Source organism: uncultured Selenomonas sp. (assembly GCF_963528755.1).
In the GTDB taxonomy this organism is placed as follows: Bacteria; Bacillota; Negativicutes; order Selenomonadales; family Selenomonadaceae; genus Selenomonas.
In genome coordinates, this window is sequence record NZ_CAURXA010000003.1 from 77,162 (window position 1) to 91,266 (window position 14,105).

The following is a 14,105-nucleotide window of genomic DNA, read 5'->3' on the forward strand; positions in this document are numbered from 1 at the left end:
CTCACTTCTTCATATCGAAGAATGCAAAATTCTTGCAATAGTCAATGACGAGAAACTTGTCCTTGTCCTTTCCCTCACCGTTCAAGTCGGCGCAGAAGCGCATGCCCCTGCCAAGCATCTGGCTGAACTTGCTCAGTGAATGCACCTTGCGGAAGAAGACGAGATTCACAACAGAAGGAATGTCAAAGCCCGTGTCCAAGACATCGACGGAAACAGCAATCGTCAACTGCTCATCGGACAGTGAAAAAGCCTGCACCGCTTCGGCAAGATCGGGTGTACGGGCATCGAGCGCACGGATGAAGTCTGCACCGTACTCGGGATGGAGACGCTGGAAAATGAAGGCGATTGCCTTCGCCTGCAGACTGTTCTTCGCAAAGATGATCGTCTTGCCGAGCTTGCCGTCCGGCATCTTGAGACCATGCTGCAAAAGGTTTTCGAGCATCGTCTGGATCGTTTCCTCGCTGAAGAGCCAATTGTTCACGGCTGGCACGTCGAAATCCTTGCTCACGATCACGCCCGTATCAGAATACTCCATCTCCGCGATCGTTCGCTGCTCCTCTGTGAGATCGGCATAGCGAAGGTGCGGCTCCATGATGCCCTCGGGCGCTTCGTCGCGCAGCGTGAAGTCGACGAGCCATCCATCGCGCAGCGCCTCTGCCAAACTATAGGCAAAGGTCGGCTTGCCCGGCGCAAGGTCGTAGAAGCGATAGACCTCCGCTTCACCCGGAGCTGTCGGTGGAAGCGACGAGAAACCCAAGAGGATCGCATCGAAGTAGTTGAGGATGACAAGATGATCGTCGTAGATGCTCGGATGTGATTCGTCGATGACGACGAGATCGAAGTGCGCCGGATCATAGAGACGCGCTCCCGTTTCTGTCCGACTCTCGTTCACAGCGTCCATCATAATGGTCGCCGTCGCGAAAACGATGTCTGCCTGCGCCTCTTCGCGCACATCGCCTAGGAGATCGACGAGCTTCGCGTCGGGAAGCAGCATGCGAAACTGCTCGTAGGCCTGATGCACAAGTTCCTCGCGATCAGCAAGGTAGAGTACCTTGCCGACGGCTTTCTGGTGGAGCAGCGCCTCAATGGCGCCCGCCGCCATGCGCGTCTTCCCTGTGCCCGGCGGCGTGGAAACGAGAAGCCGACGCACGCCCCGATGCACGTCCTCGCAGATGCGCCAGACGGCCTCCCGCTGATACGGGCGGTTCACAATGTCTCCGGCAAGGTCGGGATGTCCGTCCGGATCGTAAAGACGGCGGAAGCACAGGCGCCGCTCCAAACCGGCACGCGAAAAGCATCCATGAATCGGACGCAATGTGCCGCTCGCCTCATCCAGATAGCAGTATCCTCCCTCGCGCAGAAGAAAAATATAAGGCCGCTCGCCGTACCTCTGTTCCATGAGCGATGCCCATTCCTTTGCCTGAGTGACGCCGTCTTCTGCGGAATGCTCCGCTGCCTTGACCGCCATGACAGCCAGCGGTTTCTTCTCGGCATCGGTAAAGAGGATGTCGACAGACGGCGCCTTTTTCCCCGCGCCCTCGATCTGCGCGTTCATGAAGAAGTCCTCACCCAAAGTCCATCCCGCCTGCGCACTATCCACCAGGATGTAGCGGCCGCGCGTCTCGGCAAGGAGGTCGGCGGACACCTTGACGACGCTGCCGTTCCTGTTTTTTTCCCGCAGAGCGGCAAACTTCTCCGAAGCCTCGCGGTTCTTCTTGCGTCGCGGCAGCAGAGCGCCGCCTTCGAACGGCTCCTTGTAGAGCTCCAGGAGTTTCAGAGGATTCGCATTGTATTCCTTGCCGCCCGCTGGCAAAAGGCTCTCATTGAAAGGAGTCGGCAAAAAACCTTCCTCGTAGCACGCCGCCAACCATGAAAGGGCTACATGCAGTCCGCGCAGCGCGAGCAAGGCCTCCTCACGTGAGACGTCCATGCCGCGATAAGCGACGACATTGCCGAGATGCAGGATGTAATGCACAAGATAATTCATTCCAGCCGGACGGAGCTTTTTGAGCGTCGGTTCATGAATGAGGCGGGCGATCGCCTCGCGATACGGCAGTGCGAGTCCTGCATCGTGCGTGAACATCCAGTGCACCGCCAGCTTCACTGCACGCTCCGCCAAGATCGCACACTCCGGGTATGACGTGCCAAAGCGCCGCTCCGCCTCCATCGCCGTCTTCACGATCGCCTTGTAATCCTTTCGCACCATCAGGAAATCAAAATTTGATGCCATGTCCTCACCGTTCTTTCCCTAATCGAGCTGCTGCGCAATCATCTCCTGCGCCAGCCCCGGCTTCCCTTACGAGACTTACGAGAATCTCAATTCGCGCGAACGCCCTTTCCATCCCTGCGACGCCCGCTCATATATCTTATGCCGTCGGTCTTGCGCGACTGCGTGAGATCGACGATCTCATCATGCTCCTTCTGCGGTTCGTGTCCGAGGCGGCAAAGGACGCGCGTGATGCGCACGCCTTCTGTTTCCTCGACGAAGAACTGTGCATCACCAAACGCTGCCTTCTGCCCAATACGAGGCGGGTTGTCGACATGCGCCGAGAGCCAGCCGCCCACGCTGTCGATCTCCTCCTCGTCAATCACGACCTCCAAGATGTCCTCAAGCTCCTCCAAGAGCATCTTGGCGTCGACGGAGTAAAGGCACGCGCCCTTCTTTTCCACCAGCGGGCGATCCGTATCGAACTCGTCCTGAATATCTCCCACGATTTCCTCGATGACATCCTCGATCGTGACCATGCCCGCCGTGCCGCCGTACTCATCGACGACAATGGCGAGCTGCGAGCGCTCCTGCTGCATCGTCTGCAAAAGGCGGCTGACGGCCATGGCCTCGGGCACGATGAGCGCATGGCGCGCGAGCTTCCGAAGATCGGGTGCTTCTTTCTTGTAGAGCGTTTGTAAAAAGTCCTTGATATGCAAAAAGCCGATGACGTTGTCCTTGCCCCCGTCGCAGATTGGATAGCGCGTGAGCCTCTCCTCCATCGCCGTCTCAATGCTCTCTTCCAAGGAGTCCTCAAGATCGAGGCAGACCATGTCCGTGCGCGGAATCATGATCTCGCGCACGGAGAGATCGGCGAAGTCAAAGACGTTGTCGACAAATTCCAATTCCGTCTTATCGATGAAGCCTTGGCGATGACTTTCCTCCATGAGGACGCGGATCTCCTCTTCCGTATGCGCCACATCCTCCTCCTTCGTCACGACGGAGAAGCCCATGCGTTCCTCCGCCCAGTTCGCGACGTGATTCAGCAGCCAGACGAAAGGATACATGATGCGCTGGAAGACGAGGAGCGGCAAGGCGACCGTGAGCGCGACACTCTCGACCTTGCGGATCGCGACATTCTTCGGAATCAGCTCGCCGCCCACGATGTGCAGCGAGGTGATGAGGAAGAACGCAATGGCGAAAGAGACGGTTTCAACCGCACTCTCGGGCACGCCGAACCACGAAAATGCCGGATGCAGCAAGGAAGCGACGACAGGCTCGCCGAGCCAGCCCAAGCCCAAGGAGACGATGGTGATGCCAAGCTGCGTGACAGAAAGCGCCACGTCAAGTCGATCGGCCAGCTTCTTCGCATACGATGCGCGGCGGTTGCCCTCGGCGATGAGTACGTCGAGCCGCGAACTGCGCATCTTGACGATGGAAAACTCCGCCGCAACGAAGAACGCATTGCCGAAGACCAGCAGAAAGACGACAAGAATTTTCAAAGACAATAAAAAAGGATCTTCCAAGAACTCTCCCCCATCAAAATGCACTGACATATCTTACTTTCGTTTATTCTACAACCGCTTTTGCTTTTCCTGCTCCCTTTTTGCCGTCCGAAGGGGAATTCATCATCTCTTGTGCAGACGGCAGCGGCGCATACTCAGCGAGGAACGCCGCCATCTCCTCCTCCGAAAGCGCAGGTGCACCAAAACTGCGGGCAGGGCGCACATCCTTCTGACCTGCGCGAGACGGTGCAGACCTCGCCGACGCTGCCCGTGGCGCACGCGAGTCGAGATCGGGCTTTCCCTCCTTGTCATCGCAGCTCATGCGGCAGCGTGGGTAGTTCGAACAGCCCCAGAAGTCGCCATTTTTGCCGCTGCGCTTCACGAGGACGCCGTTTTTGCAGCGTGGGCACGGATGCTCGCCCCCGCGCTCGATCTTCGCGTCGAGCGCCTTCGCCACAAGGCGGCGCGTGAAAGCGACCTGCGCCGAAAGAAACTCTTCGAGCGTGCCCTCACCGTCTGCCATCGAATGCAGCTTATCCTCCCAAAGCGCCGTGGCGTCGGGATAGACGAGATCATCGGGCAGGGCATCGACGAGGATGTAAGCCGTATCGGTCGGATAAAGCAACTTCTTCTTGCCCTTAGCCAAAAGGAAGCGCCGCTTGATGAGGTCATCGATAATCGCCGCACGCGTCGCCTCCGTGCCGATGCCGTAGACATCCTTCAGGCGTTTCTTCGCCTCGGGGTCAAGCACGTACTTGTGGATCTCCTTCATGCCCTGTAGAAGCGTCGCCGGCGTGAAGCGCGGCGGCGGCTTCGTCGCACGCTTCTTGAGCGCGCCGCCTGCGTACGCGACCACGTCGCCCTTCTTCAAGGGCGGCAGGACGCCGCCGTCTTCTTCGCCGTCTACATCGTCCGCATCAGCTTCTTCGCCCGCGCCCTTCTTCGTCGTGCGGTAAATGGCACGCCAGCCCGCCTGAATCTCGCGCCGCCCATTCACAGCGAATACCTCGCCGTGATAGTCGAGAGCCGCACGCGTCTTTTCGTAGACATGCTCGGGATAGAACTGCGCGATGAACGCCTGCGCGATCAGGCGGTAGATGTTCTGTTCCGTCTCCGTGAGCGTCCCAAGCCGCGCACGCACGCGCGTCGGAATGATCGCATGGTGCGCCGTCACCTTCTTGTCGTTCCATGCGCGGCTCTTGATCTTCGCGTCCGCGCCGCCCGCCCAATGCGACAGAGCCGCATCGTCGCCGTCCCTGAGATACGCGAGGATCGCAGGCGCATCCTTTCGCTGGTTCAGCGGCAGATATTCCGAGTCCGAGCGCGGGTATGTCGTGAGCTTCTTCTCGTAGAGCTTCTGCGCCGTATCGAGCACGAGCTGCGGCTCGTAGCCGTACTTCCTACCCGCGAGCACCTGAAGCGACGACAGCGAAAATGGCAGCCTCTGCCCCTCCGTTTTCTTCGCGCGGCTCACTTCCGTCACGCGCCCGTCTGCAGGCGGCTCAGCGAAACCCGCAAGGCGCGTCTTCGCCGCTGCCTCGTCGACGAGCCTTCCCTCGCGGTCAAGCCCCGACTCCTCCTCGCGCGGCTTCCAGACGGCTGTGAAATCCTCGTCTGCATGGCGGAACTTCGCGCGAATCTCGAAGTAATCAACGGGCTTGAAGCCCTCGATCTCGCGCTCGCGGCGCACGACGAGCGCCAAGGTCGGCGTCTTGACCCTGCCCACGGGCAGAACGAGTTTCTTGTGCCCTGCACGGCGTGCCGCGAGCGTATAGGCGCGCGAAAGGTTCATGCCGATGAGCCAATCGGCGCGGGCACGCGCCAGCGCCGACTGCTTGAGCGCGTAGAAGTCGCTGTTCTCGCGAAGATCCGCATTCGCCTCGCGGATGCTCTTCTCGTCGAGCGCGTTCAGAAGGATGCGCTTGACGGGCTTTTTATTACCGACGAAGTCGAGCACCTCATCGATCAGAAGCTGCCCCTCGCGGTCGGGGTCGCCCGCATGGACGATCTCATCGGCACGCGCGATGAGATCCTTGACGATGCGGAACTGCCGCGCTGCCGACGAAGCGACGACAAGCTGCCACTCGGCAGGCACGATGGGCAGATCCTCCGTGCGCCAGAACTTGTACTTCTCGCTGTACTCCTCCGGCTCCTTCTGACGCAGAATATGACCGAAGCCCCACGTCACCGCGCCTTCCGCCGTTTCCAGCCAGCCGTCGTGCGAGCGTACAGGGCCTTCGAGGCACTTTGCAATCTCGCGCCCCATGCTTGGTTTCTCCGCAATGTAGAGCCGCAAGGCTTCTCCTCCTTTCCTCGCGCAGCGATGATTTATAAAAGTCCAAGAAGCCAAGCCGAAGGCGCAGGCTGATTGGGTAACTTTCCTTAAGGGCGGTGCACTTTTGTCCACAAAGCGGACATTTGTGCGTGTATCTTCTCATGCAAATCAAATATTTTCTTTTATTATACCACAAATCGCCTTCATTGACAGCCCTGCGCAGCATTGTTATAATGGCGAAAGAATCAGCGCCGCCACACAGGCGGCTTTTCACTCCATCAGAAACATTTTGGGAGGCATCCTTATGACAGAAAAAGTTTTCCCCGTAAGCCATGAGAGGCTTGAGGAAATTATCGAACAATATCCGACGCCCTTTCACATCTACGACGAAAAGGCCATTCGCGAGAACTTCCGCCGTTTCAAGCGAGCCTTCTCGTGGGCGCCGCACTTCACCGAGCACTTCGCTGTCAAGGCTGCACCGAACCCACGTCTCTTGCAGATCCTGCACGAAGAGGGTGCAGGCACAGACTGCAGCTCCATCGCCGAACTCTTCCTCTCCGAGGCCGCCGGCGTCAAGGGCGAAGAGATCATGCTGACCTCGAACGACACGCCCGCCGAGGAATTCCAGAAGGCGCGCGAACTCGGCGCCATCATCAACCTCGATGACATCAGCCACATAGACTACCTCGAAAAGTGCGCGGGCTTCCCCGACTGCCTCTCCTTCCGCTACAACCCCGGCCCGCTCATCGAAGGCAACGACATCATCGGCAAGCCGACCGAGGCGAAATACGGGCTCACGCACCACCAGATCTTCGACGCTTACAAGATCGCGCACGAAAAGGGTGTCAAGCGCTTCGGCCTGCACACCATGGTCATATCGAGCGAGCTTAGAAATGAAGCTTTTCTCTTCACGGCGGAGCTCATGTTCAACCTCGCCGTAGAAATCAAGAAGCGCCTCGGCATCTCGCTCGAATTCGTCAACCTCGGCGGCGGCTTCGGTATTCCCTATCGCCCCGAAGAAGAAGCCATCGACGTCGAACGCGTCGGAAGCGGCATCGAGGCGCTCTATAAGAAGATCATCGAGCCGGCAGGTCTCGCTGGACTCGCCATCAAGACCGAATCGGGGCGCTACATCACGGGACCCTACGGCTGGCTCGTCACGACGGCGCTGCATGAAAAGAAGACGTACAAGGACTACATCGGACTCGACGCCTGCATGGCGAACCTCATGCGCCCTGCCATCTACGGCGCTTATCACCATATCACCGTCGTCGGCAAGGAAGACGCCTTCTGCGATCACATCTACGACGTCACAGGATCGCTCTGCGAGAACAACGATAAATTCGCCATCGACCGCAAACTGCCCAAGATCGACATCGGCGACCGCATCGTCATCCACGACACCGGCGCACACGGCCACGCCATGGGATTCAACTACAACGGCAAGCTCAGAAGTGCGGAGCTGCTTTTGAGAGAAGACGGCAGCGTCGAACTCATCCGCCGCGCCGAAACCTTGAGCGACTACTTCGCCACCCTTGACATCCCCGGCGGTTTAATGAAGTAGAGTATCACAACAGGGCTATGCGAAGATATGAAAAGATCATCGCATAGCTCATATCTTTTTCAGCTTTCTCTAGGGCGTGAGTGTATTACAAAATGTTTACCTGCAGATCCCTTCTCATCAGACCCAAGGTGCGCATATTCGATTTGACGCCATCAATAAGCCGTTGGATCTGCACAGTACATATGCATTAGAACGGCAGTACTTTGACGATCTATTGCAGCGAGTCTACGGCAAGTTCTTGTGAAAGAATGCGTCTTTGCACTCGCTGCACTTTCCGTTCGTATTCTATAAATTCTGTAGATCTTAAGTTTTCATTACAAGAAAAGAGGATTCCATGTTTATTCCAAAATCCCGTATGCGCATCCTCATCTGCGCTCTGCTTCTCTTAACGGAAGGCTATACAGCACCGACACAGGCAGCAGAACATGCCGAGTCGGGCAATCAGACTCCGCCTCCGAAAATCATGAAAATGCCAAAGGATTTATCCACGCTTTCCGAAGGGGAGACCATCACCCCGGAGTCGATGCTCGAACTAGAGCCCATTGCTCTGCGCACCCACGACGAGCAACTCATCATGGAGCTGCCGCCTCTTGGCGAGCCATTCGCGGTCTACGAACTTGCCACCGGAGTCACTACATTCATCAACGCGAATTTTTTGAATGCAGGCGTACAATTGCCGATGTCCGTTCTCATCCTTCGCATCCCGCCCAACGCCAAGACCAACGTTCCTGCCGAACAAGGACTGCAAGAGACAGTCGATGGTTTTATCCATTCGTATCAGAAAAACTCTCGTATAAAGAACCTGAAGATCCTTGTCAACGAACCAACGATACAGGACGGACATCCTACTCGACACCTCACCATGCGAGCCAATATCGAAGAAGCCGACACTGTTTTTGATGTCTTGGTCATCTCTTCGGAAAAGGGAACTTGGTTCATTCAGATAAACTACGACCCGAATGACAAGAACATCGACAACCATGAACATTATCTTCTCGATTCCATACTACTCCGCGAGGATTCTGAAAAATAATCACAGTAAACTACACGCACAAACATCCACGTTGTGGACATTGTGCGTCCTCCTTACAGAAACCTAGCCAATCGGTCTGCGTCCTTCGGATTTGACCTCTTGGACTTTCATTGTAAAGCGTCACGCGCATCACCTCCTCTCCTGGAGGAGAACCAACTATCGCCAGTCACTGGGGCGATGATCGCATGTGACGCCATGTAGCGCATAGAAGAAGGGCGCCGTCAGCCGACGGCGCCCTTCTTCTATGCGCTACATCATTCACAATATATTCACTTCTCACAAAAGCTTCGCCCGAAGCTCCTCTGCCGAAAGCGGCGAGAGGTAGGCGGGGGCGATGTCGAGGACGGTCTTGCAGCCCGATGCGCCTTCCTTTGCGAGGCGGTATGCCGCCCTTGCATACGCGAGGAGGACGCTCGTTGTGAACTCTGGGTTCGAGTCGAGCTTCAGACTGTACTCGATCGCGTGCTTGTGCTCGCCATGAAGCCCCGTCACGCCCGTGCGGATGACGAAGCCGCCGTGCGCGAGGCCGCTGTGGCTTGCCTTCAGCTCCTCTTCCGTGATGAAGTACACGGTCGTATCGTAGTCGGCGAAGTAGTTCGGCATCTCCTTGATTTCCTTCTCGACCTTCGCAGCGTCCGCGCCCTCTTCGAGGACGACGAAGCATTCGCGCGTGTGCTTCTCGCGCGTCGTAAGCTCGGGATTGTCGCCGCGGCGCACAGCGGCGAGCGCCTTGACCACAGGGACAGTATACTGCTTCGCGTCCTTCACGCCTGCAATGCGGCGGATGGCATCGGAATGTCCTTGACTGACGCCGCGCCCCCAAAAGGTGTAGTCCTTGCCGTTCGGCAGGACGGCATTCGCATAGACGCGCGCGAGCGAGAAAAGCCCAGGGTCCCAGCCGACGGAAATGACGGCGACATGATTCGTCGCCTTTGCCGCCTGATCTACAGCAGCAAAGTGCGCAGGAATCTTCGCGTGCGTATCGAAACTGTCGACGACGTGGAAGAACTTCGCATACTGCGGCGTCTGCTTGGGCAGATCCGTCGCGCTGCCCCCGCAGAGGATCAGCACGTCGACTTTGTCCTTCCATGCCTCGATGTCCTCGACGCGGACGACGGGCACACCCTCCGTCTGGATCTTCACATCTTTCGGATCGCGCCGCGTAAAGACGGCGACAAGCTCCATATCGCTGTTTTCGCGCACGGCGCACTCCACACCGCGCCCGAGGTTTCCGTAGCCGAGAATGGCAATTTTCATATTTCTCTCTTCCTCCCAAATCAGGCGAGAACGCGTGCGAGGCGCACGATCTCGGGATCGAGCGTCTTGCGGTTCGTCACGGCGTCGTGCAGATTGATACTCACGACCTTGCCCATGTCAAAGCCGAAGACGATGTCGCTCGCGCCCGACATCAGGGCGAGAGCTGCACGCTCGCCGAGAAGCGACGCCTTCATGCGATCCTCTACCGTCGGCGCGCCGCCGCGCTGGATGTAGCCCAAGACGGATACGCGCGTGTCGATCTTCGTCGTCTCGCCGATGAACTTACCCATCTCGACAGCAGAGCCTGCCCCTTGCGCCACGACGATGATGCTGTACTTCTTTCCAGCCTCATAAGCGTCCATGATTTCCGTGCAGATCGCGTCGAGATCGTATTTGACTTCGGGCACGAGAACGTATTCAGCGCCGCCCGCGACACCCGCCATCATCGCGAGCCAGCCCGACTTCTTGCCCATGACTTCGATGAGGATGATGCGCCGATGCGCCGACGCCGTGTCGCGCAGCTTGTTGATGGCCTCCAGAACCGTGTTCGCCGCCGTGTCAGCGCCGATCGTGTAGTCCGTGCCCCAGACGTCGTTCTCGATCGTCGCCGGCAGACCGACGATCGGCATGCCGTGGCGTGAGAGATGCGCCGCGCCCGTGAGGCTGCCGTCGCCGCCGATGACGACAAGGCCTTCGATGCCATGCTCTTTGAGCTTTTCCATCGCCTCCTTGCGCCCCTCCTCCGTATGGAAGCGCTTGGAACGCCCCGTGCCGAGGAAAGTGCCGCCGCGCTGAATGAGGTCGCTGACGCTGCGCGTCGAAAGCTCCTTGATGTCGCCGTCCAAAAGCCCCGTATAGCCGCCGTAGACGCCGAAAATCCTTACGCCCTCGGAAATAGCCGTGCGCACGACGGCGCGCGCCGCCGCATTCATGCCCGGGCTGTCACCGCCCGAAGTCACAACACCAATCGTACTGATCATGTATCTCTCTCCTATCCTATTGCCTTTTTTCAGCTGTTGACTGCGCTCGCGTGGAAGAGCCGTATGCCCTTCTGACCCACGCCCGCCGCCTTCTCCATCAGCGTACGGATGTCCGTCCCCTCGTCCATCGCCTGCGTGTTCGCCATGTCAACGAGCATCGGCATGCTCACGCCCGTGACGATGCCGTACTGCTCGTTGTTGATGACGATGCGGCAGGCGGCATTGTACGGCGTACCGCCGAAGATGTCGACGAGGAAGAGCACGCCGCCCGACGTATCGAGCTTTTCCAGGGCGGCTTCGTACTTCGCCGTGATGTCGGCCGGCCCTTCGCCCGGCAGGAACGTGACCGCCGCCGTGTTCTGCACCTCGCCGAAGATCATCTCGACGGAAGAGAGCAGCTCTTCGGCCAGCCGGCCGTGCGTGCCAACGATGATTGCAAACATATCCATACCCCCCAGCTGAGCTTTTGCCCAAGCATCAAATCCAGCGCTTATCATTCTTATTATAGCAAATTTTTTCCTATATGTCCTGTAAAAAAAGCCGCCTGTCGCATCTTCTGCGACGGCGGCTTTTCTTTCCAATATTTGCGGTGGATTTCACGCTACGCTTCCAAGGCCTCGTCCATCGCCTGTTTCATGCGGCAGATCGCGGTGTCAAGTTCTTCCTTCTCGATGTTGAGCGGCGGGTTGAAGTAGAGTACGTCGCCTAAAGGGCGCAGCAGGAGGCCGCTACGAAGAGCCGCCCGGTAGATGGCGTAGCCGAGGCGGCGGCTCGCGTCGAACGGGCGCTTCTCCCGCTTGTCCTCGACAAGCTCTACGGCATGAATCAAGCCGATATGACGGATCTCGCCGACATTTCGGTGCGCACCGAAGACTTCCTCCATGCGTGCAGTCAGCCAAAGAGCTGTCTCTTCCGCTTTCTCCAGGACATTTTCCTCGTCGAGGATGTCGAGCACGGCGAGCGCCGTCGCGCAGCCGAGCGGATTGCCCGCGTAGGTGTGGCTGTGCATGAATGCCTTCCCTTCGCTCCAGTCCGCGTAGAAGGCGTCATAGATCTTTTCTTTGACGATGGTGATGGACATCGGCATGTAGCCGCCCGTCAAGCCCTTGGAGAGGCACATGATGTCGGGCGTAATGCCCGCACGCTCCGTTGCGAAGAGCCTGCCTGTCCGGCCGAAGCCCGTCGCGATCTCATCGGCAATGAGGAGCACGTCATGCTCGTCGCAGAGCGCACGCAGTTTCTTGAGGTAAAGCTCAGGATAGATTCGCATGCCCGCGCTGCCCTGCAGAAGCGGCTCGACGATCATCGCCGCACACTCTTCGGCGTGCTCGGAAAACGCCTTTGCCGCATAGGAAAAACACTCGCACGCACACGTCTCGCGCGTCTTTTGAAAAGGACATCGGTAGCAATCGGGCGCTTCGACGTGGATGTTGTCCATCATCATGGGCTTGTACATCTCGGCGAAAAGATCCATCGAGCCGACGGAGAGCGCACCGATCGTCTCGCCGTGATAGCCCTCAGAAAGGCACATGAAGCGCGTCTTCTTCGTGCGTCCCGTCTGCTGGCAGTATTGAAACGCCATCTTGAGCGCCGCTTCGACGGCGGACGAGCCGTTGTCGTTGAAATGAAACTTCGTGAGACCTGCCGGCACGAGCGCAGCGAGACGCTCCGCCAGCTCGATGGCGGGACGGTGCGAGAAGTTCGCAAAGATGACGTGCTCCAGGCGGTCGAGCTGCGCCTTGATGCGCACATTGATCTTCTCGTTCGCATGCCCCAAGAGGTTCGCCCACCACGAGCTGACGATGTCGAGATAAGCCTTGCCGTGCACATCATAGAGCCATGCGCCCTTCGCATGGTCGATGACCATGGGAGCAAGCTCCTCGTAGTCCTTCATCTGGGCGCACGGATGCCAGATATGGCGAAGGTCGCGTTCTTCAATCGTTGGCATGAAATCCTCTCCCTCTATGCTTTCGGATGTTCAGTCGTACAGCGCGGCGAGCGCCGCCGCCGCGAGAGGCAATTCCTCTGCCCCCTTCGCGACGCACGCGACGACGGGCGCCCCCGTCATCTCCTCGACCATCTTCTTGTTGTCCTCCTGCATGACGTCTCCGGCCTGCCAGTTGTTGAAGATGAATCCTTTCAGGGGAATGGCTCGCATCTTCAAGTGCTCGGCGGTCAAGACAGCGGCGTTGATCGTGCCGAGTCCCGCATCAGCGACGACGAGAGCCGAAAGGCCGAGGCGCACGGCGAGGTCGTCGAGCACGACGTGTTCATGCTCGTCCCAGCGCAAAGGGCAGATGATGCCGCCGCTGCCCTCGACCGTCAGATAGTCGAATCGCTCCTTCGCCGCGCGAAAATCACGCTCGACCTTGCCGAAGTCGATCGGACGATTTTCGATTCTCGCGGCGAGATGCGGCGATACGGCATCCCGATAGATATAAGAAACGATTGCCTCGTCTTCTGCCAGAGCCGCCGTGCGTGCGACATGAAGCGCATCGCCGGGCAGGAGTGAGCCGTCCGCGCTCGTCTCAGCGCCCGACAGCGCCGCCTTGTAGTAGCCCGCGCGAAGTCCCGCCTCCCTCAGGCGCTTGACGATGAGTCCCGTCACATACGTCTTGCCGATGTCCGTTCCCGTTCCCGTGATGAACAATGCTTTTCCCATGAAAATTTTCTCCTTTGCAAAGACAGCATCGAGCGATGCATCTCAGAGCCAAAGTCCCGCCTTGCGGCAGCGAATGCCAATGAAAGCGGCGGCGAGGCACAGCAAAAAGTCCGGCATGACCTGCAAAATGCCGCAGTACCAGAGCGCGAGCCACAGCGTGATGGGCGCATCGACGATGTAGTTCGACGCGATGTAGAAGTAGGAAATGCCGAACAGATAGACGACCGCCATGCCCGCGAGGCACGCGCCGAGCACGCGCCCGAAGGTCGGCTCGCCGCCGCGCACGAGCGCACCTGTGAGATACGCCTGACAGATGAAGCCGACGAGATAGCCGAAGGTCGGCTGCAGAACGTAGCTCGGCCCGCCGCCCGACGCAAAGACGGGGATGCCGACAAGCCCCATGAGCACATAGACGCCGACCGCCACAGCCCCGAGCCGCGCCCCGAGCAGGACGCCCGCCAACAGCGTGAAGAGGAACTGCAGCGTGTAGACATCCGTGCCAACGGGGATGCGGATAAAGGCGCCGACGGCGACGAGCGCGATGAAGAGCGCACAGAGAACGATTTCTCTCACTTTCATGAAATTTGACCCCTCCCTTTGGGAAGCGCTGAATCCGCCAGCGC

11 protein-coding genes are annotated in these 14,105 nt (G+C 58.5%); 2 read left to right on the forward strand and 9 right to left on the reverse strand.

The annotated features are described in order from the left end of the window. Position 1 precedes the first annotated feature (1 nt). The 3 genes from RWS31_RS04340 to RWS31_RS04350 form a co-directional block, all read right to left on the reverse strand. On the reverse strand, positions 2 to 2,230 hold the full coding sequence (locus RWS31_RS04340; RefSeq protein ID WP_314596391.1) for a DEAD/DEAH box helicase family protein: 2,229 nt from the start codon (positions 2,228 to 2,230) through the stop codon (positions 2 to 4). An 86-nt stretch (positions 2,231 to 2,316) separates the two neighbouring features. Further along, positions 2,317 to 3,732, reverse strand: a complete 1,416-nt coding sequence (locus tag RWS31_RS04345; protein ID WP_314596392.1) for a hemolysin family protein — start codon at positions 3,730 to 3,732, stop codon at positions 2,317 to 2,319. A gap of 43 nt (positions 3,733 to 3,775) precedes the next feature. Continuing rightward, positions 3,776 to 6,007 carry a DNA topoisomerase 3 gene (locus RWS31_RS04350; RefSeq protein ID WP_314596393.1) on the reverse strand — a complete coding sequence of 744 codons (2,232 nt, stop codon included), beginning with the start codon at positions 6,005 to 6,007 and terminating at the stop codon, positions 3,776 to 3,778. Positions 6,008 to 6,290: 283 nt separating this feature from the next. On the opposite strand from RWS31_RS04350, the gene RWS31_RS04355 reads away from it, so the two are divergent. Then, positions 6,291 to 7,550, forward strand: coding sequence for a diaminopimelate decarboxylase (locus tag RWS31_RS04355; protein WP_314596394.1), 1,260 nt, complete (start codon positions 6,291 to 6,293; stop codon positions 7,548 to 7,550). A 334-nt stretch (positions 7,551 to 7,884) separates the two neighbouring features. Then, positions 7,885 to 8,583, forward strand: coding sequence for a hypothetical protein (locus RWS31_RS04360; protein WP_314596395.1), 699 nt, complete (start codon positions 7,885 to 7,887; stop codon positions 8,581 to 8,583). Positions 8,584 to 8,859: 276 nt separating this feature from the next. Here RWS31_RS04360 and RWS31_RS04365 read toward each other — a convergent pair whose 3' ends face one another. The 6 genes from RWS31_RS04365 to RWS31_RS04390 form a co-directional block, all read right to left on the reverse strand. Next, positions 8,860 to 9,840 carry a diaminopimelate dehydrogenase gene (locus RWS31_RS04365; RefSeq protein ID WP_314596396.1) on the reverse strand — a complete coding sequence of 327 codons (981 nt, stop codon included), beginning with the start codon at positions 9,838 to 9,840 and terminating at the stop codon, positions 8,860 to 8,862. Positions 9,841 to 9,860: 20 nt separating this feature from the next. After that, positions 9,861 to 10,820: a 6-phosphofructokinase gene (pfkA, locus tag RWS31_RS04370; RefSeq protein ID WP_314596397.1), complete on the reverse strand. Its 960-nt coding sequence runs from the start codon at positions 10,818 to 10,820 to the stop codon at positions 9,861 to 9,863. A 29-nt stretch (positions 10,821 to 10,849) separates the two neighbouring features. Continuing rightward, positions 10,850 to 11,263, reverse strand: coding sequence for a mannose/fructose/sorbose PTS transporter subunit IIA (locus tag RWS31_RS04375; protein WP_314596398.1), 414 nt, complete (start codon positions 11,261 to 11,263; stop codon positions 10,850 to 10,852). A 158-nt stretch (positions 11,264 to 11,421) separates the two neighbouring features. Further along, the gene (gene bioA / locus RWS31_RS04380) at positions 11,422 to 12,768 is read right to left on the reverse strand and encodes an adenosylmethionine--8-amino-7-oxononanoate transaminase (protein ID WP_314596399.1); all 1,347 of its coding nucleotides are present in this window, start codon (positions 12,766 to 12,768) and stop codon (positions 11,422 to 11,424) included. Between the two features lie 30 nt (positions 12,769 to 12,798). Continuing rightward, entirely contained in the window at positions 12,799 to 13,482 is a 684-nt protein-coding gene (bioD, locus tag RWS31_RS04385) for a dethiobiotin synthase (RefSeq protein ID WP_314596400.1), read from the reverse strand. A 42-nt stretch (positions 13,483 to 13,524) separates the two neighbouring features. Beyond that, positions 13,525 to 14,061: a biotin transporter BioY gene (locus tag RWS31_RS04390; RefSeq protein ID WP_314596401.1), complete on the reverse strand. Its 537-nt coding sequence runs from the start codon at positions 14,059 to 14,061 to the stop codon at positions 13,525 to 13,527. Between the last annotated feature and the right edge of the window lie 44 nt (positions 14,062 to 14,105).